This window comes from Mesorhizobium sp. M1406 (genome assembly GCF_040317555.1).
GTDB lineage: Bacteria > Pseudomonadota > Alphaproteobacteria > Rhizobiales > Rhizobiaceae > Mesorhizobium.
This window is the reverse complement of sequence record NZ_JAMYKW010000025.1, coordinates 12368-36265: the sequence shown is the minus strand read 5'-3', so window position 1 is coordinate 36265 and position 23898 is coordinate 12368. Positions and strand designations below refer to the sequence as shown.

The window sequence follows — 23898 nt, the reverse complement described above, 5'->3', positions numbered from 1 at the left end:
TCACGAAGCGGGTCGGATTGTTTATCTTTGAACAATAAATACCACGTGCGCCTTGAGCCCACATGCTAGGCTGGCGCCAAGGATGGAGACCGCCATGACCGCATGCATCGTTGGCTGGGCGCATTCGCGCTTCGGCAAGCTTGAGGGCGAAACGCTCGAAAACCTGATCGTCAAGGTGGCAACGGATGCGCTCGACCATGCCGGCATCGGCCCGGACGAGGTCGACGAGATCGTGCTCGGCCACTTCAACGCCGGCTTTTCGGCGCAGGATTTCACCGCCAGCCTGGTGCTTCAGGCCGACGACCGGCTGCGCTTCAAGCCGGCGACGCGCGTCGAAAACGCTTGCGCCACCGGGTCGGCGGCGGTCCGGCAAGGCATCCGCGCCATCGACGCGAATGCCGCCCGCATCGTGCTGGTGGTAGGCGCCGAGCAGATGACGACGACGCCCGGGCCGGAGATCGGCAAGAACCTGCTCAAGGCGTCCTATCTGCCCGAGGATGGCGACACGCCCGCGGGTTTCGCCGGCGTCTTCGGCAAGATCGCGCAGGCCTATTTCCAGCGCTATGGCGACCAGTCGGACGCGCTGGCGATGATTGCCGCCAAGAACCACAAGAACGGCGTCGACAACCCCTATGCGCAGATGCGCAAGGATTTCGGCTATGAGTTCTGCCGTCAGGAGAGCGAGAAGAACCCGTTCGTTGCCGGCCCGCTGAAGCGCACCGACTGCTCGCTGGTCTCCGACGGCGCCGCTGCCCTTATCCTTGCCGACACCGCGACGGCACTGAAGATGCGGCGTGCCGTTGCCTTCCGCGCCAACGAGCATGTGCAGGATTTCCTGCCGATGTCGAAGCGCGACATCCTGACCTTCGAAGGCTGCGAACAGGCCTGGACCCGGGCGCTTAAGAACGCCGGCGTGACGCTCGAGGATCTTTCCTTCGTCGAAACGCATGACTGCTTCACCATTGCCGAACTGATCGAATATGAGGCGATGGGTCTGGCCAAGCCGGGCGAGGGCGCCAGACTGGCGCTGGACGGCACAACGGCCAAGGATGGCCGCCTGCCGGTCAACCCATCCGGCGGGCTGAAGGCCAAGGGCCATCCGATCGGCGCCACGGGCGTGTCGATGCATGTCTTGACCGCCATGCAGCTTGTCGGCGAAGCCGGCGGCATCCAGGTCCCCGGTGCAAAACTCGGCGGCATCTTCAACATGGGCGGTGCGGCGGTCGCCAACTACGTTTCAATATTGGACCGGATCAGGTAGAAGCAGCCCGTATTTTTGCGGGGTAGCCATGACAAATCCGGTTCTGATCGAGGTCTTGCGCGGCGCGATCGTCGAGAGCGCGCATCGTGGCGCGGTCGCGGTCTTCGATGCCGATGGCAAACCGGTTTGGGAGATCGGCGATACGGCCAAGCCGGTGTTCCCGCGCTCGGCGGTCAAGGCGATCCAGGCATTGCCGCTGGTCGAAAGCGGCGCGGCCGACGCCTATGGCTTCGGCAACCGCGAGCTGGCGCTTGCCTGCGCGTCCCATTCGGGCGAGCCGGCACATGTCGAACTGGCGCGGTCCATGTTGGCCAGGGCCGGGCTGGACGGGTCGGCGCTCGAATGCGGCACGCATTGGCCATCCAATCATGAAGCCGAGATTGCGCTCGCCCGCTCCGGCGGCTCGCCGAACGCATTGCACAACAATTGTTCCGGCAAGCATTCCGGCTTCCTCTGTACATGCGTCCACGCCGGCATTGCGCATCGCGGCTATGTCAAGCCAGGACACGGCCTGCAGGAGATGGTGCGCGACGCCATGCAATCGGTCACGGGCGCTGTCCATGGCGCGGACGAGCGAGCGACCGATGGCTGCTCGATCCCGACCTATGCGGTGCCGCTCCGGAGCTTCGCGCTCGGCTTTGCACGTATGGCGACGACAAATGGTTTTGGTCCCGAGCGAGCCAAGGCCGCGAAGCGCCTGCTGGCCGCCTGCATGGCCGAGCCCTTCTTCGTTGCCGGCACCGGCCGCGAAGACGTCGCCCTGATGGAGGCCGCACCAGGGCGCATTTTCACGAAAGGCGGCGCCGAAGGCGTCCACTGTGCCGCAATTCCGGAACTTGGCCTCGGCATCGCGCTCAAATGCGATGACGGCGCCGGCCGCGCCGGCGAAGCCATGGTTGCCGCCGTTCTTGCCAAACTGTTACGCGCTGACGAGGCCTTGGCAGCTAAGCTAACCGACCTGGCGAAAGCGCCGATCCAAAGCCGGAACGGCGCCAAGGTTGGGGCGCTGAGGCCCACCGCGGCCTTGAATTAAACCGCCCTCAACTGACGTGATTGCGCTCGACGGTCAGATGCGCGTAGCCGCTATTGTCCGATGACGCCAGGTCACCCGTCGCCGGCTCGGCCCAGCGCTGGCCGACAACGGCTCCGTTCAACGCGCCGTCGATGACATTGTCTGATATGACGGCCGTGCCGGCGCCCTCGACCACGGACACGACGATGCCCGTTCCAGCCTTGCGGATGATGTTACCGGTGGCGACGACATTGCGCAGATACGGACCCCAGCCGATCTGCATGCCGTAGAGCGGTGCGTTCTCGATGACGTTGTTGGAAACGGTCGTGTCGGCCTCGACCCCAATGCCGACGCCGAATCCAGGCGAGTCGGCGGGGTAGGGGCCGCTGGTCGACAGATTGCGCACGATGTTGCCCGAGCACACACCCATGCGGCCGCCTTCGTTGAAGTTGACGATCGAGATGCCGTTGGCGGCGCCATCGACGATGTTGTTGCTGATGACGGCGCCTTCGAACGAGAACTCGGAGTAAACTGCTGTTTCGCCCGAGCGCGAGCAGGTGTTGCCCGATATCTGCAGATTGCTGGCGCTGTTGGCGCGGATCGCCGAAAAGGCGCAGTCCGAGACGATGTTGCCGGAAATGACGACATTGCCGGCCCGGAAGGCATTGATGCCATTGCCGTTCTGGCCGGTCCCGCCGCTGCGCGCCTGGATCCGTTCGACGCGATTGCCGGTGACCATGGTGCCGTCTTCCGCCGCCTGCCAGCGGTGCACGAGAATGCCGCCATTGGCGCAGTCGGAGACGGTGTTGCCCGTGATCGCCAGCCCGCCGGCCTCGACCGAATAGATGCCGGCATCGGCAGCTCCCGATATCTGCGAGCGCTCGACCCGGCCCGTCGCGTGTTCCAGAGCCAGCCCGTTCTTGCCGCTGCCGGTTATTTGGCAATTGTCGACGACCAGATGCGCGACACGGCGCAGATCGAGCAGCCCTTGCGCGTAGTCGCCCATCGTGCGGTTTGCGCCGTCGAAGACCAGTCCGCTGAGTTCGATATGATCGGCCTGTTCTGCCATGAAGAGATGACCGTCGCCGCCGTAAACGATGCGCGTTGCCCCAGGCACGCCGGAAAGACGCACGCGGCCGGGCAGCGAGAGGTTCGACACCACATAGGCGCCCGGCGGCAGGAACACCGGCATGTCGCGGTCGTTTGCGTCGCGCAGCAGCTTGGCGAAGGCCTTGCTCTGATCGTCGAAGGTACCGGGCTGCACGCCGAGTTCGGTGGCATTGATCGAGCCGCGCATCGAGGCTTTCTCGATGCCGGTCAGGCTGGCGGCCGCCGCCTTGCCAAGCGAGAGGCCCATGACGGCAAAGCCGGCGGTTCCGGTCAGCAGCGTTCGTCTGTTCAACATCGGCACAGGTCCTGGCTTTCAACCCTGACACCGCAGGAATCATGCCAGCCGGTCTGCCTCTTCCGTCGAGGGCAACGACAATGGCTTGTCGAGCAGCCTTTCCGCGCCTAAGTTCAGAGGATGAGCAGAGCTTTCACGCGCGAGGAAGACAGCGAAAACGCCATTGCCGGTGTCGGCGAGCGGCCAATCAGCCATCACCGCAATCTTGTGACGGAGCGCGGCCTGGCGATGATCGAGGAGAATCTCGCCGATCTGCGCGATGTACTGGCGAAAGCCGAGAGGAAGGCAGACCGCGAGCGCATCGCGGTGGTGTCGCGCGATCTGCGCTACTGGACCGCCCGGCGTGAAAGCGCCGAGTTGTCGGTGCCGGAATTGGGCAGCGACCTTGTACGCTTCGGCATGGGCGTCACACTCGAGGGCGATGACGGCAGGAAGGTGCACTGGAAAATCGTCGGCGAGGACGAAGCCGACCCGGCCAAGGGGACCATTTCCCACGTATCGCCGATGGCGGTCGCCCTGTTCGGCAAGAAGGTCGGCGACGTGGCAAGCGTCAACGGCAAGGAATGGGAAATCGTCAAGCTCTCCGACAGCTAATCCTCTAGCTTGACGACATGATCGCGGAAGAAGGCTGCGGCGCCGGCTTCATCGATTTCGCCTGAAGCAACTGCCATGACGAATTCGTAAAGCGTGCCGTTATCGGCTGTCAGGACATGGCCGTTCACGATCAAAAATGCGCCTGCGGCCACGATGGCGGTACGCTTGTTGCCGTCGACAAAGGCATGATTCCTGGCAATGCCAAAGACATAGGCGGCAGCGAGATCCTCGATCGCCGGATCCCCATAGTTCGCCTTGTTTTCAGCACGGGCGAGCGCCGATTCAAGAGCATTTTCATCTCTCAAACCTGGCGCTCCACCATGCCTGCGCAATTGCTCGGCATGCATCGCTTCGACCGCGCGACGTGACAGAAACTCCCAGTTCATTCCGCGAGCTTCTGAAGTGCGACCTTGTATTTGTCCATGACCTGGCGAGCAGCTTCCATCTGCCGTTCGAAACTGTCATCCATCGGCTCAAGAGCAATACCCTTGTCCGTTTCGACGATCTGAAGCTGATCGCCGGTCTTCATGTTCAAACGGTCGAGCAGCTCCTTGGGCAGGATAACACCTTCGGAATTGCCTATCTTGCGAATGGTCGTGTTCATGATGGATCATCCTGTTGCAACGCCGATTATAACTGGATCGGCGCGCTGTTGCAACAGGTATTATAACAGGCTAGGCCAGCAACCGGTCCAGCAAGCGATCCGCCGCTTCCGGAATGACGGTGCCCGGCGGGAAGATTTCCGCCGCACCTGCTTGCAGCACCGCGTCATAGTCCTGCGGCGGGATAACGCCGCCGGCGACGATCAGCATGTCGCCGCGGCCGAGCTTCTTCAGCGCGTCGCGCAGTTCGGGGATCAACGTCAGATGCCCCGCCGCCAGCGACGAGGCGCCGACGATATGGACATCCTGCGCGACCGCCAGCCTGGCGATCTCATCGGGTGTCTGGAACATCGCTCCGACGGTGACGTCGAAGCCGAGATCGGCGAAGGCCGTGGCGATAACCTTCTGCCCACGATCGTGGCCGTCCTGTCCCATCTTGGCGACGAGAATGCGCGGCTTGCCGCCAGTTTTCTTTTCAAAGGCGTCGAGCTTGTCCTGCAGCCCGTCGACCACGGGATGGTCGCCAAGGGCCTTGCGATAGACGCCGGAAATGGTCTGCACCGTGGCGACGTGGCGACCAAAGACCCTTTCCAACGCAAATGAAATCTCGCCGACCGTGGCATTGGCGCGCGCGGCGCGGATGGCGAACTCCAGCAGGTTTTCATTGCCCTGCGCGGCACGGGTCAGCGCATCGAGCGCGCTTTCGACCGCGGCGACATCGCGCGTACCCTTCAGCCGTTGCAGCTTCGACAATTGCCGGGCCCTGACTTCGGCGTTGTCGATCTTCAGCACGTCGACCTCGATGTCAGTCTCGGGCCGATGCGCGTTGACGCCGACCAGCATTTGTTCGCCGGAATCGATGCGCGCCTGCGTGCGTGCGGCGGCTTCCTCTATGCGCAGCTTGGGAATGCCCTGTTCGGTCGCGGCGGCCATACCGCCAAGTGCCTCGACCTCCTCGATATGGGCAAGCGCGCGCGCCACGAGGTCATGCGTCAGCCGTTCGAGATAGGCCGAGCCGCCCCACGGATCGATGACGCGCGTGGTGCCGGATTCCTTTTGCAGGATGAGCTGTGTGTTGCGGGCGATGCGCGCCGAGTGGTCGGTCGGCAGCGCCATCGCTTCGTCGAAGGAATTGGTGTGCAGCGACTGCGTGTGCCCCTGTGTCGCTGCCATCGCCTCGATCATGGTGCGGATAATGTTGTTGTAGGGATCCTGCGCCGTCAGCGACCAGCCCGAGGTCTGGCAATGGGTGCGCAGTGACAGCGAGCGCTCGTCCTTCGGCGAAAAATTCTTCTTCATCAGGGTCGCCCACAACAGGCGCGCGGCCCGCAGTTTGGCGACTTCCATGAAGAAGTTCATGCCGATCGCCCAGAAGAAGGACAGGCGCGGCGCGAAGCGGTCGATATCGAGGCCCGCCGCAACGCCGGCGCGGGCATATTCGATGCCGTCGGCAATCGTGTAGGCAAGCTCCAAGTCGGCTGTCGCGCCGGCCTCCTGCATGTGATAGCCGGAGATCGATATCGAATTGAACTTCGGCATGTTCTTCGACGTGTAGGAGAAAATGTCCGACACGATCCGCATCGAGGGTTTCGGCGGATAGATATAGGTGTTGCGGACCATGAACTCCTTCAGGATGTCGTTCTGAATGGTGCCGGCAAGATCCTTCTGCTCAACGCCCTGCTCTTCCGCAGCGACGATGTAGAGCGCCATGATCGGCAGCACCGCGCCGTTCATCGTCATCGACACTGTCATCTCGCCGAGCGGAATGCCGTCGAAGAGCTGCCGCATGTCGAGAATGGAATCGATGGCGACGCCCGCCATGCCGACATCGCCGGCAACGCGCGGATGGTCGCTGTCATAGCCGCGATGCGTGGCAAGATCGAAGGCGACCGACAGGCCCTTCTGGCCGGCGGCCAGATTGCGCCGGTAAAAGGCGTTGGATTCTTCGGCCGTCGAGAAGCCGGCATATTGCCGGATCGTCCAGGGCTGCTGGACATACATGGTCGGGTAGGGGCCGCGCACGAAGGGCGGCAGGCCCGGGTAGGTGTCGAGATACGGCAACCCCTTGAGGTCGCTCTGATTGTACAGATGCTTCGCGATAAGTCCTTCCGGCGTCGTCCGCTGGCCTTTGACCTCGACGGGTGCGCGCCGTGGCGGGACCCAACCGATCTGGCTGAAATCGGGGATCAAGAGGCGGCTCCGATGGATTGGTCGATGCGGACCGGAAACAGCGGCTCACAGACGGCAACGCCTTCCGTGAAGGCGGGCCGCCGTTCCGCCGCGAGCGTTTCGACCGGAGGTTCGCTTTTCAGCGGGTAAAGCGTGGTGCCGATGATGGTCCGTTCGCCTGCCCGGTAGGCTGCGTTGCGCTGCGCTGCAGCGGCGTGAACGCGCTTCTGGATATGTCCGTCCTGAAGGCTGGACAAGACGCCGCCCTCGGCCTCGATTGTCTGCAATTCCGTCCAAGCCATCTCGCAGAGTTTGGTGGTCAGCGCTTCGACCGCGCCGGAACCATAGGCAGGATCGGCGACATGATCGATATGGCTTTCATTAGCCATGATCAGCTGCGTGTTGCGGGCAACGCGACGCGCAAACCCCGCTGGCAAGCCATGCGCGATCGTGTGCGGCAAGATCGAGATCGAATCGGCGCCTCCGGACGCCGCGGCAAAGCAGGCAATCGTGGTGCGCAGGATGTTGGTCTCCGGATCCATGGCCGTCATCATGCGAAACGACGTCTCGGCATGGATGTTGGCCGTGGAATTGGGGATCGAGCAGGCTTCCTGCACCCGCGTCCAGAGCCTGCGCAGTGCCCGCACCTTGGCCATCGACAGCAACTGGTCCTGGTCGACGCTGAGCGCAAAGCCGATATGGGGCGCGGCATAGACGAGCGGCTGCCGCGCCGTCTCGAACATTCTGAGATAGGAGACCGCCGAAGCCAGCATGATGCCAAGTTCCTGCGCTTCCGTCGCGCCGGCGTTGTGGAACACACGCCCGTCCGCCTCCAGAAGCACGCCCGGAACGCCCATCGAGAAGAAGTGCGCCAGCGATTGCGGCATCGAGGCCTGCAATGCCTCGATCGACATGCGCAGCCCGCCGGTTCCGGCGAAGATCGCCGCCGGATCGATGCCGAAGGAGAGGTTGAGCTTTGCCGGGTCGGACCGGCGCTTGCTCAGGAACGCCACCAGCCAGTCGGCCACGGCGCGGCTCCAGGGATGGGCGTCGATGCGAACCTGGACGCGGTTCAGCGGTACGCCGTCCAGCACCATCTCAAGCGCTTCCGCCGTTCTCGGCAAGCCGTAGCCGAACGCGTTCGGCGCTCCTTCGAAGACAAGCGATAATCCCGTGGCGCCTTGCGCTATGTCGTCTTGAGCCTGGGTTCTGGCGCGGTCGATATCCGGATCGTCGATGCGCTGGCTGACGATCCAGGGCGATTTCGGGTTGGCGCGCACGGTCGGTTCCGCAGCGGTGCTGCGGTCGTAGAGCGGTTCGATGCGGATGTTGTCGTCGGTATGCGAGACCAGCTTCTCTTCGAAGGATGCGCCGGCCAGTGCCTTTTCCGCCAGGGCTAGCCATCGCTGGCGCTCGGCGTTCTCTGGTTCGACATCCTTGGTCAAGGCTCCGGCGCCCATCCGTCTTCCTCGTTTAATGCGGCCGCACCAGCCTGGAGCGGTTCAGTCTACGGTTCTCGGTCCGATATCGCAATGTAATGCGCTTTCAGCGGCCGAATTCGATCCAACAGATATAGGTCGGCCTGCGTGCACGAACCATGAACGATTGCCAAACACCGGCAAAATCCGCAAGCTTCAAAAGATCGATTTGGAGTGTTGCCCCCGATTGAACGATTGGCCTGATTTGAACGATTGCCACCATTGGACGAATGATCCCGACTTGAACGAATGGCATTGTCGCTGTGCAACGGCCTCACTATACCTGCGGCAAGGCCACTGGCTTTAAACACATCAGTTTGCGGAGACCGGACATATGGCTGACGACACCAGTATTTTCATCGGCGCCAGCCGCAAGCCCGACGACAGCTATCAGCGTGCCGAGCAGCTGTTGCTGCAATATGGCAATCGTCATGGCCTGGTGACCGGCGCCACCGGTACCGGCAAGACCGTCACCTTGCAGATACTGGCCGAAGGTTTTTCCAACGCCGGCGTGCCGGTCTTCTGCGCCGACATCAAGGGTGACCTGTCCGGCATCGCGATGATGGGCACGGCGCAGGATTTCCTCGTCAAGCGGGCCGAGCAGGTCAAGCTCGACCCCTATGACTTCCAGGAATTTCCGGTCATCTTCTGGGACCTGTTCGGCGAACAGGGCCATCCGATCCGCGCCACGGTTTCGGAAATGGGGCCGTTGCTGCTGTCGCGCCTGATGAACCTGAGCGAGGCGCAGGAAGGCATCATGAACATCGCCTTCCGCCTGGCGGACGAAGAAGGCCTGCTTCTGCTCGACATGAAGGACCTGCAGGCGCTGCTGGCCAACATCGCCGAGCGCGCCGACGAGATCGGCTCGCGCTACGGCAATGTCACGAAGCCCTCGGTCGGGGCGATCCAGCGCACGCTGCTGGTCCTGGAGCAGCAGGGCGCGGCGAATTTCTTCGGCGAGCCGGCACTGCGCATCGCCGACATCATGCGCACCACCCGCGACGGACGCGGCGCCATCAGCGTGCTTGCCGCCGACAAGCTGATGATGAACCCACGGCTCTACGCGACGTTCCTATTGTGGCTGATGTCGGAACTGTTCGAGGTGCTGCCGGAAGTCGGCGACCCGGATAGGCCGAAGCTGGTGTTCTTCTTCGACGAGGCGCATCTTCTGTTCGACGAAGCACCCAAAGTGTTGATCGATCGCGTCGAACAAGTGGTCCGACTGATCCGCTCGAAAGGCGTCGGCGTCTATTTCGTCACGCAGAACCCTTTGGATATCCCTGAAAAGGTTCTGGCCCAGCTCGGCAATCGTGTGCAGCACGCGCTGCGCGCCTATACGCCGCGTGAGCAGCAGGCGGTGAGGACGGCGGCCGAAACGTTCCGACCAAATCCCGATTTCGATTGCATGACCGCCATTACCCAGCTCGCCACCGGCGAGGCGCTGGTCTCGACGCTTGAGGTCAAGGGTGTTCCGTCGATTGTGCAGCGGACATTGATCCGGCCGCCATCCTCGCGGCTTGGCCCCATAACGGCTGCCGAGCGACAAAAGCTGATCCAGGAAAGCCCGGTCGCCGGCCAGTATGATCAGCTCATCGATCGCGAATCGGCCTTCGAGATGCTGCAGAAAAAGGCCAGGGATGCGCAGAATGCCGAAGAGCAGGCGCAGCAGGCCGGCGGCGGCTCACGTTGGACCATTCCGGGCTTCGGCAACGATGATCCCGCGCCGCAATCCGGTGGCAGGCGCGCGCCTGCACCACGCCCGTCCAATCGCCAGACCGTGGCCGAGGCGGCGATCAAGTCGGTGGTGCGATCCGTCGGCTCGTCCGTCGGCCGGGCAATCGTGCGCGGCATCCTGGGCAGCCTGTCACGGGGGCGTTAGGACTTGAGGCCGCGCCGTTGCCGCTGCCTCGTCGGCTCAGAAAATCGAGTTGGTGATCTCTGTCAACGGGCCGAGCAGCACCGATCCGTCCGGCACGCCGGCGTCGATCGGGATAGCCCTGCGATGGGCCGTCGCCACCACTGGCTGGCTGGCATCGCTGGTGACGACAACTGGTGTCTTCATGGGCACGCGATCATAGAGATCGATGATGTCCTGGTTCATCAGGCGTACGCAGCCCGACGAGACCGACTTGCCGATCGACTTCCATTCCGGCGAGCCGTGCAGGCGGTAGAGCGTGTCGACGTTGCCCTGGAAGAGATAGAGCGCGCGTGCGCCGAGCGGGTTCTTCAGGCCGCCGGGCATGCCGCCATTTTCGGCGCTGTATGGCTTCAATTCCGGCTGCCGGGCGATCATTTCATCCGGCGGCGTCCATTTCGGCCATTTCTGCTTCCACTGGACGACGGCGTCGCCGGACCATTCGAAACCGGCGCGGCCTAGGCCGACACCATAACGGATTGCCTGACCGCCCGGGCGAACCAGATAGAGGAAATGGCCGGTGGTATCGACGACGATCGTTCCCGGCTTCTGCCCGGTCGGATCGGGAACGATCTGGCGCAGGAACTGCGGATCGATCCTGTCGACCGGGATCGCCGGCAGATCGAAGCCGCCATCACTGACCGCTCCGTACATCGTCACATAGTCGGCTAGCGGCGGCTCGATATAGGCTGGCGGCGGTGGTTCGACCGGCCCCGGTCCGGTGGTCGCGCATGCGGAAACCGCGATCGAAGCAGCGCCTAAGGCTGCGGCGTTGAGAAAGCCGCGACGGCTCAGGCGATAGGATTCGATTTCGATTTTGGACATGGTTGCCTTCTTTAAGTCTCAAATCGCAACAAAGCGTCAATGCGCCGATCGCTGCGCGGGTGCCTGACAACACCTGGGGCGATAGGCGGTTCCGATTCTGGCTTGAAGGTGGACAAACAAAGGCGAAGCTGTGACCGCGCCGCCACTGTGGCGCTGGGGACACACGTCCACGTGCTAGGTACCTGGCACCAAAGCTTCGAGCGACGGCAGGATCAGGGCAGGTGGAAAGTCCCGGTACTCTTCGGGCTGGTTGGAACGGTTGATCCACACCGTGCGAAAACCGAATTTGGTGGCGCCTGCGATGTCCCAGCGATTGGAGGACTGGAAGGAAACCGCGCCGGGGTAGAGGCGCCAACCGGTGGCGACCATGTCGTAGACCGCCGGATCGGTCTTGAAGCGCCGCACCGTATCGACGGAATAGATATGGTCCAGAATCTGGTCGAGCGCGGCGGACTTGACCGCGGCCCGCAGCATTTCGGGCGAACCGTTGGACAGGATCGCCAGTCTTGCTCCCGAAGCCTTGAGCGCCTTTAGCACGGCCGGAACTTCCGGATAGCAATCCAGCCGCCAGTAGGCGTCGAGCAATGTCGCCTTGAGACCGGGATCGGCCGAGGGAACCTTGCGCAAGGCGAAATCGAGCGCCTGTTCGGTCAACTGCCAGAAATCGGCATAGGCGCCCATCAGCGTGCGCACCCAGGAATATTCGAGCTGCTTGGCGCGCCAGATCTCGGACAGCAACTGGCCCTCCGGCCCGATCCGATCGGCATGGCGGCGCACGGCGGCATGCACGTCGAACAGCGTGCCATAGGCGTCGAAGACGTAGGCGGCGTATTGCATGACGACAGTTTTGAGGGCAGGCGCGGCAAGGTGCAAGCTTTGATTGCATTGCGCCCCGTCGCTGGCCTCAACAAAACTCTTCGATGCCGATTGACGGCGCCCGCCAAAGCATCTTCCAATGGCTGTCACACGACACCGATTGAGACGGGACAAACACGATGACACTGGCGGCTGCGGCGCAATCCGCGACATGGACTTTCGTCGATGGTGATTGGCATGAGGGCAATGTCGCCATTCTGGGACCGCGCAGCCACGCCATGTGGCTCGGCACCAGCGTGTTCGACGGCGGCCGCTGGTTCGAGGGCGTGGCGCCGGACCTCGATCTTCACGCCGCCAGGGTGAATTCTTCGGCGATCGCACTCGGCCTCAAGCCGTCGATGAGCGCCGACAAGATCGTCGGGCTGACATGGGATGGGCTGAAGAAGTTCGACGGCAAGACAGCGGTCTATATCAGGCCGATGTACTGGGCCGAGCATGGCGGCTATATGGGCGTGCCGGCCGATCCGGCATCGACCCGCTTTTGCCTTTGCCTCTACGAATCGCCGATGATCCCGCCGACCGGCTTTTCGATGACGGTGTCGCCGTTCCGCCGCCCTACCATCGAGACCATGCCGACCAACGCCAAGGCCGGCTGCCTCTACCCCAACAACGGTCGTGCCATTCTCGAAGCCAAGATGCGCGGCTTCGACAACGCAATGGTGCTCGACATGCTGGGCAACGTCGCCGAAACCGGAACCTCGAACATCTTCCTGGTCAAGGACGGCCACGTGATGACGCCGGCGCCGAACGGCACCTTCCTGTCCGGCATCACCCGCTCGCGGACCATGACGCTGCTTGGCGAGTATGGCTTCAAGACCACCGAAAAGACGCTGTCGGTGCGCGACTTCCTCGAAGCGGACGAAATCTTCTCGACCGGAAACCATTCCAAGGTGGTGCCGATCACCCGTATCGAGGATCGCAATCTGCAGCCCGGTCCGGTGGCCAAGAAGGCGCGCGAACTCTATTGGGATTGGGCGCATTCGACTTCCGCCGCCTGAGCGGATAAAAAGGCGATCGGTGCTCCATTCCGGAGTTGCCCCAACCCATCCCAGACCTATCTTAGTCCGGTATCGACACCGGATTTTTCCACGAGGGAGTACCATCCATGGCTTTTGAATTGCCCGCTCTGCCCTACGACTATGAGGCCTTGCAGCCTTACATGTCGAAAGAGACGCTGGAATATCACCACGATAAGCACCACAAGGCCTATGTCGACAACGGCAACAAGCTCGCTGCCGAGGCCGGCCTGGGCGATCTGTCGGTCGAAGATGTGGTCAAGCAGTCATTCGGCAAGAATGCCGGTCTCTTCAACAATGCCGCCCAGCACTACAACCACATCCATTTCTGGAAGTGGATGAAAAAGGGCGGCGGCGGCAACAAGCTGCCGGGCGCCCTGCAGAAGGCGGTCGACAGCGATCTCGGCGGCTACGACAAGTTCAAGGCCGACTTCATTGCCGCCGGCACGACGCAGTTCGGCTCCGGCTGGGCCTGGGTCTCGGTCAAGGACGGCAAGCTGGCGATCTCGAAGACGCCGAATGGCGAGAACCCGCTCGTCCATGGCGCGTCGCCGATCCTCGGCGTCGATGTCTGGGAACACTCCTATTACATCGACTATCGCAACGCCCGGCCGAAATATCTTGAGGCGTTCGTCGACAGCCTGATCAACTGGGATCACGTACTCGAACTCTACGAAAAAGCGAAGGCCTGACCGATCTCCAGAAAAGCCCCGGCATCCGGGGCTTTTCTTTTGCGGGGTCGCAGTAAAAATCATCCAGGGAAGGGAATTTTCTCCCTGTGGCATCCGTTAACGTCCCGTCCCGAAATGCCTTCATCATGGAGCCAAATGAATGAGAAAGCTTGTCATCGCCATCTCAATGCTCGCCCTCGCGGCGTCGGCGGCCTTCGCCGCCCGATCCTCGACCGGCAGGCTCTGATGAAGGAGCGTGGAAAGATCGCCGGCGGCCTGTCGAAAGTGGTCAAGGGCGAGGAGCCTTTTGACGCCGCGGGGGTGCTGACGGCACTGCAGGCCTTGCAAGCGAATGAGGAGAAATTGGATGTCGACGCGCTGTTCCCGGCGGGCAGCAACACCGGCGATACCACGGCGTCGCCGAAGATCTGGGAAGACATGGCTGGCTTCAAGGCCGCCAACGACAAATATCTGGCCGACATCAAGGCAGGGGTCGCCGCCGCTCCTGCCGATGTCGATGCGTTGAAGACGCAGTTTGGCACCATCGCGTCCAATTGCGGCACCTGCCACCAGACGTACCGGGTGAAAAAGAGCTGACAGCGGGCGATGCGCCGGCTGAAAAAACTCGTTGGCGCCCTCGTCGTTCTGGGCGGCGTCGGCGCGGCTGCCGGGTGGGTCCTATCGGCGCCGGTGAAGCTCAACAGTGAGACGCTGGCCAAGCTGGGGCCGGGCGACGCGGTCAAGGGCAAGCGCATCTTCTATGCCGGCGGCTGCACCTCCTGCCATGCAAAGCCGGGTTCGCAGGGCGATGCGCGGCTTCAACTCGTGGGTGGTCTCGAACTCAAGACGCCGTTCGGAACCTTCGTTCCGCCCAACATTTCGCAAGACCCCAAGGATGGCATCGGCACATGGTCGGTCGAGGACCTCGCCAACGCCATGCTGAAGGGCGTGTCGCCCTCTGGCGAACATTTTTATCCGGCGTTTCCCTATGCCTCCTACGCGCGCATGAACCCGGCCGACATTGCCGATCTCTACGCCTTCCTGAAGACGTTGCCGGCCGTCGCCGGCAAGGCGCCCGCGAATTCCCTCGGTTTCCCCTTCAACATTCGTCGCGGCATTGGTCTGTGGAAATTCCTCTACCTCAATGACCAACCGGTCGTGGCATTTCCCGAAGGCACGCCTGACCCAGTGATGGCCGGCCGTTACCTAGTCGAGGGGCCGGGTCACTGCGGCGAATGCCACACGCCGCGCGACTTTGCCGGCGGCACAGAAAAGAGCGAGTGGCTGGCAGGTGCCGTGGCTGCCGAGGGCAAGGGCATCGTGCCCAACATCACATCGGGCGAGGGCGGTATCGGCAATTGGTCGGAAGCCGACATCGCCAACTACCTCGAAACTGGTTTTACGCCTGACTTCGATTCCGTCGGCGGCGCCATGGTCGACGTGCAGCGCAACATGGCCCAATTGACGCCGGAGGACCGTGCGGCCATCGCCGCATATCTCAAGGCGATACCGCCGCATCCCAACGGCTATCCGGCGCGCAAGAAGACGGCGAACTAGTCGTCGGATGACAGGTGGCGGTCGCCGAGAAAGTCGAAGCCTGTTTCGAAGAAATGGTTGTAGTTGCAGGTCAACTCCTCGCCGGGAGCGATGTCGCGCAGCGCAAAGGTCTCCTCGGGCGAGGAAACGTCGCAATTCGGCTCATCGGCATGGTTCATGTAGCGCGCGTCGTCGGCTTCGAAGACGATGTAGTTCGGGTCGCGCCGGTCGGGATAGGAGTAGCGGTCGAGATAGTTCTTCACCGGCCCGGCTTCGCGCTCATAAGTTTCGACGTCGATGAGCCGGTCGAACCTTGGATCCAGCTTCCAGATCAGCGTGCCGCGGGGAATGGCGTTCTTGGCAAAGACGCCGATGCCCTGGATGGGCGATTTGTCGAGATAGACGTCGACGAGCAGCATGATGGACCTTTACGCGATTGGGGCTGTCGGGCTAGGAAAAGCCGCGCACTGGGTAGCGCGCGGCCATCGCAATTGCGAGCAAAATGAGCAGCGCGGAATTCAAAAAGTCATGATCGCCAAGGCGACTGGCGGACCACGCAGCTTCCCCGTCAGCGCTGCTGCAGCGCGAGCCGAACACCCAGAGCACAGTAGATGCCGCCAACAACCTTGCCTTGCCATTTCAGCACCGTCGGATTTCGGCGGAGGAACACGCCGAGCCGACCGGCACTCACTGCAAAGACGACCGTGCTGAAAAGGCCGAGTAAGACGAAGATAACCCCCAATGTGGTCAACTGAAGTATTATCGATCCGTTTTCAGGCCGCACGAACTGAGGCAGGAAAGCGAGAAAGAAAAGCGCTGTCTTGGGGTTGAGCACTTCGGTCAGGACAGCCTGTCGAAACGCCTTGCCGGCGGAGATCGCGAGCGCGCCTGCAGCCGGGTTGGCCGGTGTCTTCTCAGTGATCGCGCGAATGCCGAGATAAACCAGGTAGGCCGCGCCCATGTATTTTATGAGGCTGAACAGCGTCGCCGACGTGGCGATGATCGCCGAGATGCCGACCATCGCCATGACGGTGTGAAACACATCGCCGGCCGCGATCCCCGCGCCGGTGGCGATGCCAACCTTGGTTCCGGAGCTCGTTGCCCGCGCTATGGTAAGGAGCGTGGCTGGGCCCGGAATAAAGACGAAGCCGAGCACAACCGCGACATAAGCGATCAATGTAGCGAGATCGATCATCGGTCGATTTCTCCCGTAAGCTGCAGCTTGCCCATCACCTTCAGTGCAAACGAATAGGTATAGGCGATTTCCTCCAGTCGCGAAAACCGGCCGGAGGCACCGGCGTGTCCGGAATCCATGTTGATCTTGAACAGCACCGGATTGTCCCCGCTCTTGCGGTCGCGCAGCCGCGCCACCCATTTGGCCGGTTCCCAATAGGTGACCCGCGGATCGGTGAGTCCGGCCAGCGCCAGGATCGGCGGATAGTTGAGCGCGGCGACATTGTCATAAGGCGAATAGGCGGCAATGGTCCGGTAATCGTCTGCCGACGCGATCGGATTGCCCCATTCAGGCCATTCCGGCGGCGTCAGTGGCAGGCTGGCGTCGAGCATCGTCGTCAGCACATCGACGAACGGAACCTCGGCGACGATGCCGCCGAAACAGTCCGGCGCCATGTTGGCGACGGCGCCCATCAGCATGCCGCCGGCCGAACCGCCTTGCGCGACGATGCGGTCATGCGCGGTGTAGCGCTCGGCAACAAGGTGGCGCGCACAGGCGATGAAATCCGTGAACGTGTTCATCTTGTGCGCCCGCTTGCCGTCGTCGTACCAGCCATAGCCCTTGTCCTTGCCGCCGCGGACGTGGGCGATGGCGAAGACAAAGCCGCGGTCGACCAGTGAAAACCAGTTGGTGTTGAAAGCGGCCGGCACGGCGATGCCATAGGAGCCGTAGCCGTAGAGCAGGCAAGGCGCGGATCCATCCAGCGGCGTGTCGCGGTGGTGCAAGAGCGAGATCGGCACCAGTTCGCCATCGCTGGCCGGCGCCATAAGCCGCCGCGTGACATAGTGGTCCGCATCATGGCCGGACGGCACTTCCTGGGTCTTGAGCAGCACCCGCTCGCGAGTGCGCATATTGTAGTCGAACACCTGGGCCGGCGTCGTCATCGACGAATAGGAAAAGCGCATGATCTCGGTGTCGTACTCATAGGAACCCGACAGGCCGAGCGAGAAAGCCTCCTCGTCCAGGGACAAAAGATGCTCTTCGCCGCTGGTGCGGTCGCGCACGACGATGCGTGGCAGGCCTTCCTTGCGTTCGAGCCGGACCATGTGATCCCTGAAGCCGATTACCGACAGGATCAGCCGGCCGGGCTCGTGCGGCACCAGTTCCTGCCAGTTGGCGCGTACTGGATCGCTCGCCGGCGCCGTCATGATCTTGAAGTCCTTGGCGCCGTCGGCATTGGTCAGGATGAAGAAGATGTCGCCGCCTTCTTCCAGATCGTACTGGAGGCCAATCTCGCGCGGCGATACTAGTTTCGGTTCGGCAAACGGATCATTGGCGCGCATCAGGCGGTATTCCGACGTCTCGTGATCGTTGATGCCGATCATGATCCATTCGTTGTTGCGGGTGCCGTCGACATTCATGAAGAAACCGGGATCGGTTTCCTCATAGACCAGCCGGTCGCTTTCCGGGCTGGTGCCCAGCGCATGGAACAGCACCTTGGACGGGCGATGGTTGGGGTCGAGACGGGTGTAGAAGAAGCCGTCATTGCGGGCGTTCCAGACGCCTGAACCGCCGGTGTCGGAAATCTGGTCGGCAAGCTCCTTGCCATCGGCAAGGTCGCGCACGCGAAGCGTGTAGAATTCGGAGCCCTTGTCGTCGAATGCCCACAAAAGCTTGGCGTGGTCGGCCGAGTGATCGACGCCGCCAAGACGGAAATAGGGCTTGCCTTCGGCCTCCGCGTCGCCATCGAGCAGGATATGCTCGGCGCCACCGTCGCGCGGCATGCGGAAATAGCGCGGCTGCTCGCCGCCAAGCTTGAAGGACGAACCATAGGCATGGGGCCCATCCTTCATCGGCACGGAAGAATCGTCTTCCTTGATGCGGCCCTTCATCTCCTTGAAAAGCTGCTTTTGCAGCTCGACCGTGTCGGCCATCAGCTTTGACTGGTAGGCGTTCTCCGCCTCGAGTTCGGCGCGTATCCCCGCATCGAGCAATGACGGATCCCGGAACATTTCCTGCCAGTTCTCGGCCCGCAGCCAGGCATAGTCGTCGGTTCTTGTGATGCCGTGATGCGTGTCGAAAACCGGCCGCTTCTCGGGCGTTGGCGGGCTTACGATCGGAAATGCGGATGTCTTGGTCATTGCGTCTCGCTTTGCCGGTATCTTGATTGGGGAAGTAATCTTGAATGGGAATGAACACGTCGATCAGGGCGGGTTCAAGAGCCGTGGCGTATAGGTTGTGTCGGCTCCAGAAGATGAGCCGGGAGGAGAGATGATGACTATTTGGTCTCGGACTGACGCGGCTTTCGCCGTTGCTTCGCTAACTCTGGTCTTTGCCGGCCAGTCTCATGCGACCGTATTCGCGGCTTGGCAAGTGGCCAATGTGCCGTTTGGCGACGCGCTCAATGTGCGCAAATACCTTTGGGCAAGTCCCAGAACCAGGCGGCATACCCGAATGGGACCGTTCCGCGGATGACCGGACGATGCACGGCGTGTCGCGTGATTGCTTTCGCGACGGCGGCAACCTGTGGTTTTGAGTGCGGGCGTGAACAACCAAGTTTGCGCGTGCAATAGCCAAGAAAAATCAAGCATTGAAACCTGATTTGTGAGTTACCGCGAATGTAACGGAGAGCTGACGTGGCGTCAGCCGTTGCTGGTTGGCGCGAGAAATATCGATAAATTACACAATGCACGAAAGATTGAAGCTGATCGGGGAATGATTGACCAGCATCGTTCAATATAGCGCAAAGGGTGAATTGACTTACTTGGTCCGCAGGGTCATTGATGTGCCCGTGACACGAATCGCAGAAGCTCTAGCTGCACAAAATTCGTGCAATGCCCTGGCTGTAAAAAGGGCGCAGATCGAAGTAACTCTTGTTGGGGCCTGAAGACCATGGATATTGTCGAAACACCTTCCAGAAACAGCGATGCGCTGATCGAGTTGACCGCCGATGTGGTGGCCGCCTATGTCAGCAACAATCCCGTGCCGGTCGGCGAATTGCCGAGCTTGATATCCGACGTCCATGCCGCGCTCGGCCGTGTGGGCGGAACCGCCGAACAGCCACCTGCCGACAAGCAAAAGCCGGCGGTCAACCCGAAGCGCTCGGTTCATGACGACTACATTGTCTGCCTTGAAGACGGCAAGAAGTTCAAGTCGCTGAAGCGCCACCTGATGACCCACTATGACCTGACGCCGGATCAGTATCGCGAAAAGTGGAACCTCGACCCGACCTATCCGATGGTTGCACCCAACTATGCCGCTGCCCGGTCCCAGTTGGCCAAGAAGATGGGCCTCGGCCGCAAGCGCAAAGCGCGGTAATCGCTGCCAGCCGGATTGATCGACTTTAACGGCGCCTTCGGGCGCCGTTTGATTTTGCAGGGGCGGTAACGCGCTGATCGAGTGGAGCGTATGAAACGCTTTCAGGCGGTTTGCTTGAGCGCCGCCTCGGCGTCGCGCTTGATGCGCTTGACCATCGAGCGGAGGCCATTGGCGCGCTGCGGCGACAGATGCTCGTCGAGGCCGAGCTCTTTCAATGTCGCTTCCGCGTCGGTCTTCTGGATTTCGCTGGCGGCCCTGCCGGAAAACAGCGCCAGCATGATCGCGACCAGTCCACGCACGATATGAGCGTCCGAATCGCCGGTGAAGGTGATGACCGGATCGGCTCCAGGCCCCTGTTCGGTGGTCAGCCAGACCTGACTGACGCAGCCCGGCACCTTGTTGGCGGCGCTGCGCTCCTCGTCCGGAAACGGCGGCAGTGCCTCGCCGAGTTCGATGACGTAGCGATAGCGGTCTTCCCATTCCTCAAGGAACGAAAAATCGTCGCGGATCGTCTGGATCGTGGTGGTCATGGCCCGGATATAGTTACGCGACGGCGCCGCGTCACGGAAAAAACAAGGACACCGCGGGCGTCGAGAGGGCAGATAGCCCGCGGTGCGCCGTCGAAACGGCTTAATTCTGTGCCGGCAGGTTGACTGTCTCGGGCAAGACGACTTCCTCCGGCACGCTGCCGGTCATCGTCGATGTGTCAGGGCCGGCGGCGGACTTGTCGTCCAGCATCGCTGCCGCGATCTTGGCGGTCTCCTTGGCGCGGGCGGTGATGGTGTGCATCGCCGACTTGCCGGTCTCGCAGACATCGGGCTTGCGTTCGCAAATGCCGGCGATGTCGCCAACCGCTTCGCGCGCCGCAAACAAGGCCTGGATCGGGCCAACACTTTCGCGGCCGGTTTCATCGGGGCCAACAGTCAGCGGCAGCGCCAGCAGCACCAGCGAAAACCAGAAAGCCATTCTTATCAGGAAGACCATGCCCTTGTCCTCTCGTCGTGACCGGATCATGCATCCATATGGCATGACCTCTTTTGTAGGCAGGATGTTGGCACACATGCGCAAAGGACGGCTTGCGGGCTAAGTGAGAATTTTCCTCAAATTTTAGGCAAATTCGAAACGCGCCGTTGCGCAATCGATTTGTCTCAAATCCGAATGATTTTTCTTAACGCGAAATAACCATCTATCTCCATGCTTTTCCTGCTTTTTCCTGAAAGCTGGGAGTCCGCGCTCTGCCAATGGGCACGGGTCGCCGAATAACCCTCCGTTTACTATGGCTGCATTTGCCCGGGCTTTCGGCTGCCGGCATCCCGATATTTGCCGCAGGCCGGGGCCTTGGTCGGCCCTGCCTTATCCATTCCTTAAACGCTGGATGCGAGTTTCAGAGCCAACCAGAACGATCTGCAAAGCAGAGCTGTCCACAACGATTACGGGTGCGTTGAGTTGAGTTCAATCAAGGCCAGATACGTTGAATTGCCTGGCGCGATTGCCGCCGGTTGCGAACGTATGGTCCATCCGTCCATCCTTGGGCGGAGCGACCGCGAGCGCCAGCGCCGCTTCATCGGGGTCATGCTCGCCGCTCCTTTCTTTGCCGCTGGCGCCGCGGTCACGCTGGTCACTTCAGGCATGGGCGCCGCCGTCACCATGGCCGCCATCTTCGCGGCCTTTGGCCTGTGCTGGTTCGTCGCCTTGCTGGTGGCGGCGACCGGCAAGATGGCGATCGCAAGTCAGCTCGCCCTGGCAGTGGCGGGCGTTTCTCTCGGCAGTCTCATTGCCGCCGCGGGCGGGCTGAGTTCACCTGTCGCCATGCTGGTCGTGGCATTGCCATTCGAAACCTGGTGGATCGGTGCCTCGCGGCGTGCGGCACTTTGGGGAGCCGTATCGGCCGCCGCCGCCATTTTGGCACAGCCTCTGGCTGCAACCGTGTTCCCGTTCGCAGGAGCGCAGATTGCTACCTGGCACTGGCTGGTGCCATTGGCCTGGGCGCTCACACTGATCCCGCGCGCGTCGGTGTTTCGCGACACGACCGCCGCGGCCGATGTCGTGGACACGGCCGATCGGCTCGAAGACATCATCGATGCGGTGGTCTTGCGCGTCGCCCGTCATGGCGAGGTTCTGGACGCTTCGCCAAAGGCGCGCACGCTTTTGAAATTGCCAGCCGAACTGCTATCAGGAAATGGCTTCTTCGATCGCATTCATCTCTCGGATCGCGTCTCCTATCTCAGCGCCCTGGCCGACATGCGCGATGGCGCGCGGTCGCGCCGGCTCGAATTGCGCGTCAGGCTGCCTCAGAACGGCAATGGCCAAAATGACAATCGCGTGGCGGCCGACAATTATCGGCCGTTCTCGCTCGATCTGGTGCGGAGTGAGGAACAGGGCGACGTCTTCACGCTTGTCCTGCGCGAGAATGACGAGATTGCCCGGCTGCGCGAGGATCTCGCGGCGGCCAATGAGGCGGCCGCGTCCGCCGAGGTGGCGAAGGGGCGCTTCCTGGCGGTGGTCAGCCATGAACTGCGCACGCCGCTGAATGCCATCATCGGCTTCTCGGACATGCTGCTGCATGAGATGTTCGGCGCCTTCAAGGATCCGCGGCAGAAGGAATATGTCGGCCTGGTGAGGGATTCGGGCCAGCATCTGCTGGCCGTCGTGACCTCGATACTCGACGTGTCCAGGATCGAATCGGGCGTCTATGCGACTGAACCGGAGCCATTCCGGTTCGCCGAAGCGGTCGACATGTGCCAGTCCATGATGCAGCTGCAGGCGCAGGCCAAGAACATTGATCTGCGGGCGCAGATCGCGCCGGACGCTGGCGACATCAATGCCGATCGGCGTGCCGTGCAGCAGATGCTCATCAACCTTGTCTCCAATGCGATCAAATTCACCCCCGATGGCGGCGATGTCGTCGTCGGCGCCAAGCGGATCGGTTCGCGTCTGCATTTCTGGGTCAGGGACACCGGCATCGGCATAGCCGAGGAGGATTTTGCCAATCTCGGCAAGCCCTTCATGCAGATCCAGAACGACTATACCCGCCGTTTCGAAGGGACAGGTCTTGGCCTTTCGCTGGTCAAGGGCCTGGTGGCCTTGCACGAAGGCACGATGTCCATCGAAAGCATGCCGGGCGAGGGCACCACGGTGACCATCAGCCTGCCGGTGAACGGACCGAAGGGACGCCAGGCGGAGAAAGCCGGCGTGCTGACCATGCCTGTGGCTATGGCGAAAGGGGACAGAAATGGCTCGCTCCGCAAGACAGCCTAAGAAGCCGGTCAAGCGCCCCAGCAATGCCCTTCAGGATGGCGCCGTCGCCGTCGGCGGCATGATCTCGCGCAATCCCGTCCTGGTGGGTGGCTCGACGGCATTCCTGGTGACGCTGTTCTACGTTTCCGCGAATGCCTTGTGGTACCAGCCTTTCCCGCATGCTGGCGCGTTCTTCGCGACCCGCAGCATCGAGGGCTTTCCGCACGCGGCGTCCGACGAACCGGAGACGACATTCAACATCCTGCGGCCATCCGGCGCGCCGGCACCGATCAAGGGCGATCCGGTGGTCGAGCAGGTGCAAGGCATACTCAAGGATCTCGATTTCTATTCCGGAACGGTCGACGGCATTTCCGGACCCAACACGCGCAAGGCCATCCAGGCCTATCAGCAGAAGGTCGGGCTCAACACGTCCGGCGAGATCGACGCGCTGCTGCTGGATCAACTGGGCGCGACGCCGAAAACCGCCTCCGTCGTACCCAGGCCGCGCCCGCGCCCGGACACGCCGGTCGCCGTTCCGGTGTCGTTACAGACGAATTCCGGGCAGACGAATGCCGACCAGGCGAGTGCCGACCAGGCGCCCGATGCCCGCATCGTCAAGATCCAGGCCGGGCTCAAGGCGTTCGGCAATGACGACATGCAGTTGGACGGCGTCGTCGGCGCGCGCACCAAGGCGGCAATCAAGGAATTCCAGTCGCTGTTCGGGCTGCCGCAGACGGGCGAGCCCGACGAGATCGTCTACGTCAAGATGCGTGAGATCGGCCTGACCAACTGACGGCTGAAACGACGGC

General features: G+C 62.1%; 22 protein-coding genes and 1 pseudogene. 11 read left to right on the top strand and 12 right to left on the bottom strand.

All coding sequences use genetic code 11. The features are described 5' to 3' along the window. Nucleotides 1–94 precede the first annotated feature (94 nt). Nucleotides 95–1261 (top strand): acetyl-CoA acetyltransferase, encoded by a 1167-nt coding sequence (locus tag NKH03_RS20520; RefSeq protein ID WP_352970151.1) that lies wholly within the window; start codon nucleotides 95–97, stop codon nucleotides 1259–1261. A gap of 28 nt (nucleotides 1262–1289) precedes the next feature. Further along, nucleotides 1290–2294 carry an asparaginase gene (locus tag NKH03_RS20515; RefSeq protein ID WP_352970149.1) on the top strand — a complete coding sequence of 335 codons (1005 nt, stop codon included), beginning with the start codon at nucleotides 1290–1292 and terminating at the stop codon, nucleotides 2292–2294. Between the two features lie 7 nt (nucleotides 2295–2301). Here the strand turns inward: NKH03_RS20515 and NKH03_RS20510 are convergent, their stop codons facing one another. After that, on the bottom strand, nucleotides 2302–3678 hold the full coding sequence (locus NKH03_RS20510; protein WP_352970146.1) for a TIGR03808 family TAT-translocated repetitive protein: 1377 nt from the start codon (nucleotides 3676–3678) through the stop codon (nucleotides 2302–2304). 120 nt (nucleotides 3679–3798) lie between these two features. Here NKH03_RS20510 and greA point away from each other — a divergent pair, with 120 nt between their 5' ends. Beyond that, nucleotides 3799–4272: a transcription elongation factor GreA gene (gene greA, locus NKH03_RS20505; RefSeq protein WP_352970144.1), complete on the top strand. Its 474-nt coding sequence runs from the start codon at nucleotides 3799–3801 to the stop codon at nucleotides 4270–4272. On the opposite strand, the gene NKH03_RS20500 is transcribed toward greA, so the two are convergent. From NKH03_RS20500 to NKH03_RS20485, 4 genes are all read right to left on the bottom strand, one after another. Further along, a complete protein-coding gene (locus NKH03_RS20500; RefSeq protein WP_352871046.1) occupies nucleotides 4269–4658 on the bottom strand; it encodes a type II toxin-antitoxin system death-on-curing family toxin in 390 nt (129 codons plus the stop codon). The two genes, greA and NKH03_RS20500, sit on opposite strands and share 4 nt — an antisense overlap. After that, on the bottom strand, nucleotides 4655–4876 hold the full coding sequence (locus NKH03_RS20495) for an AbrB/MazE/SpoVT family DNA-binding domain-containing protein (protein ID WP_352871044.1): 222 nt from the start codon (nucleotides 4874–4876) through the stop codon (nucleotides 4655–4657). Before NKH03_RS20495 ends, NKH03_RS20500 begins: the two co-directional genes overlap by 4 nt. A gap of 70 nt (nucleotides 4877–4946) precedes the next feature. Further along, the gene (gene scpA / locus NKH03_RS20490; protein WP_352871042.1) at nucleotides 4947–7064 is read right to left on the bottom strand and encodes a methylmalonyl-CoA mutase; all 2118 of its coding nucleotides are present in this window, start codon (nucleotides 7062–7064) and stop codon (nucleotides 4947–4949) included. Next, nucleotides 7061–8503 (bottom strand): methylmalonyl-CoA mutase subunit beta, encoded by a 1443-nt coding sequence (locus NKH03_RS20485; RefSeq protein ID WP_352871040.1) that lies wholly within the window; start codon nucleotides 8501–8503, stop codon nucleotides 7061–7063. The genes scpA and NKH03_RS20485 overlap by 4 nt, the downstream gene beginning before the upstream one ends. 352 nt (nucleotides 8504–8855) lie before the next feature. On the opposite strand from NKH03_RS20485, the gene NKH03_RS20480 reads away from it, so the two are divergent. Beyond that, nucleotides 8856–10400: a helicase HerA-like C-terminal domain-containing protein gene (locus NKH03_RS20480; protein ID WP_352970142.1), complete on the top strand. Its 1545-nt coding sequence runs from the start codon at nucleotides 8856–8858 to the stop codon at nucleotides 10398–10400. 36 nt (nucleotides 10401–10436) lie between these two features. Here NKH03_RS20480 and NKH03_RS20475 read toward each other — a convergent pair whose 3' ends face one another. Both NKH03_RS20475 and NKH03_RS20470 read right to left on the bottom strand, forming a co-directional pair. Beyond that, nucleotides 10437–11261, bottom strand: a complete 825-nt coding sequence (locus NKH03_RS20475) for a L,D-transpeptidase (protein ID WP_352871036.1) — start codon at nucleotides 11259–11261, stop codon at nucleotides 10437–10439. A 174-nt stretch (nucleotides 11262–11435) separates the two neighbouring features. Beyond that, on the bottom strand, nucleotides 11436–12098 hold the full coding sequence (locus NKH03_RS20470; protein ID WP_352871034.1) for a haloacid dehalogenase type II: 663 nt from the start codon (nucleotides 12096–12098) through the stop codon (nucleotides 11436–11438). Nucleotides 12099–12256: 158 nt separating this feature from the next. Here NKH03_RS20470 and NKH03_RS20465 point away from each other — a divergent pair, with 158 nt between their 5' ends. The 4 genes and pseudogenes from NKH03_RS20465 (at nucleotide 12257) to NKH03_RS20450 (ending at nucleotide 15381) form a co-directional block, all read left to right on the top strand. After that, nucleotides 12257–13135: a branched-chain amino acid aminotransferase gene (locus tag NKH03_RS20465; protein WP_352970140.1), complete on the top strand. Its 879-nt coding sequence runs from the start codon at nucleotides 12257–12259 to the stop codon at nucleotides 13133–13135. Nucleotides 13136–13242: 107 nt separating this feature from the next. Further along, nucleotides 13243–13845 carry a superoxide dismutase gene (locus NKH03_RS20460; RefSeq protein WP_352871030.1) on the top strand — a complete coding sequence of 201 codons (603 nt, stop codon included), beginning with the start codon at nucleotides 13243–13245 and terminating at the stop codon, nucleotides 13843–13845. A 139-nt stretch (nucleotides 13846–13984) separates the two neighbouring features. Further along, nucleotides 13985–14421: pseudogene (locus NKH03_RS20455) on the top strand (c-type cytochrome). Nucleotides 14422–14430: 9 nt separating this feature from the next. Further along, complete coding sequence (locus tag NKH03_RS20450; protein ID WP_352970138.1) at nucleotides 14431–15381, top strand: cytochrome c; 951 nt, start codon at nucleotides 14431–14433, stop codon at nucleotides 15379–15381. Here the strand turns inward: NKH03_RS20450 and NKH03_RS20445 are convergent. The 3 genes from NKH03_RS20445 to NKH03_RS20435 form a co-directional block, all read right to left on the bottom strand. Further along, a complete protein-coding gene (locus NKH03_RS20445) occupies nucleotides 15378–15779 on the bottom strand; it encodes an SET domain-containing protein (protein ID WP_352970136.1) in 402 nt (133 codons plus the stop codon). The genes NKH03_RS20450 and NKH03_RS20445 overlap by 4 nt on opposite strands. Nucleotides 15780–15928: 149 nt before the next feature. Next, entirely contained in the window at nucleotides 15929–16555 is a 627-nt protein-coding gene (locus NKH03_RS20440; protein ID WP_352970135.1) for a LysE family translocator, read from the bottom strand. Then, a complete protein-coding gene (locus tag NKH03_RS20435) occupies nucleotides 16552–18675 on the bottom strand; it encodes a S9 family peptidase (RefSeq protein ID WP_352970133.1) in 2124 nt (707 codons plus the stop codon). Before NKH03_RS20435 ends, NKH03_RS20440 begins: the two co-directional genes overlap by 4 nt. A 751-nt stretch (nucleotides 18676–19426) precedes the next feature. Between NKH03_RS20435 and NKH03_RS20430 the strand changes: the two genes are divergently transcribed. After that, on the top strand, nucleotides 19427–19852 hold the full coding sequence (locus NKH03_RS20430; protein WP_224696683.1) for a Ros/MucR family transcriptional regulator: 426 nt from the start codon (nucleotides 19427–19429) through the stop codon (nucleotides 19850–19852). A 101-nt stretch (nucleotides 19853–19953) separates the two neighbouring features. On the opposite strand, the gene NKH03_RS20425 is transcribed toward NKH03_RS20430, so the two are convergent. After that, nucleotides 19954–20382 (bottom strand): SufE family protein, encoded by a 429-nt coding sequence (locus NKH03_RS20425; RefSeq protein ID WP_352871019.1) that lies wholly within the window; start codon nucleotides 20380–20382, stop codon nucleotides 19954–19956. Between the two features lie 100 nt (nucleotides 20383–20482). Next, nucleotides 20483–20836, bottom strand: coding sequence for a DUF5330 domain-containing protein (locus NKH03_RS20420; protein ID WP_352970131.1), 354 nt, complete (start codon nucleotides 20834–20836; stop codon nucleotides 20483–20485). 525 nt (nucleotides 20837–21361) lie between these two features. On the opposite strand from NKH03_RS20420, the gene NKH03_RS20415 reads away from it, so the two are divergent. After that, nucleotides 21362–23110, top strand: a complete 1749-nt coding sequence (locus NKH03_RS20415) for a PAS domain-containing sensor histidine kinase (RefSeq protein ID WP_352970129.1) — start codon at nucleotides 21362–21364, stop codon at nucleotides 23108–23110. Further along, a complete protein-coding gene (locus tag NKH03_RS20410; protein ID WP_352970126.1) occupies nucleotides 23085–23882 on the top strand; it encodes a peptidoglycan-binding domain-containing protein in 798 nt (265 codons plus the stop codon). Before NKH03_RS20415 ends, NKH03_RS20410 begins: the two co-directional genes overlap by 26 nt. Nucleotides 23883–23898: the final 16 nt, after the last annotated feature.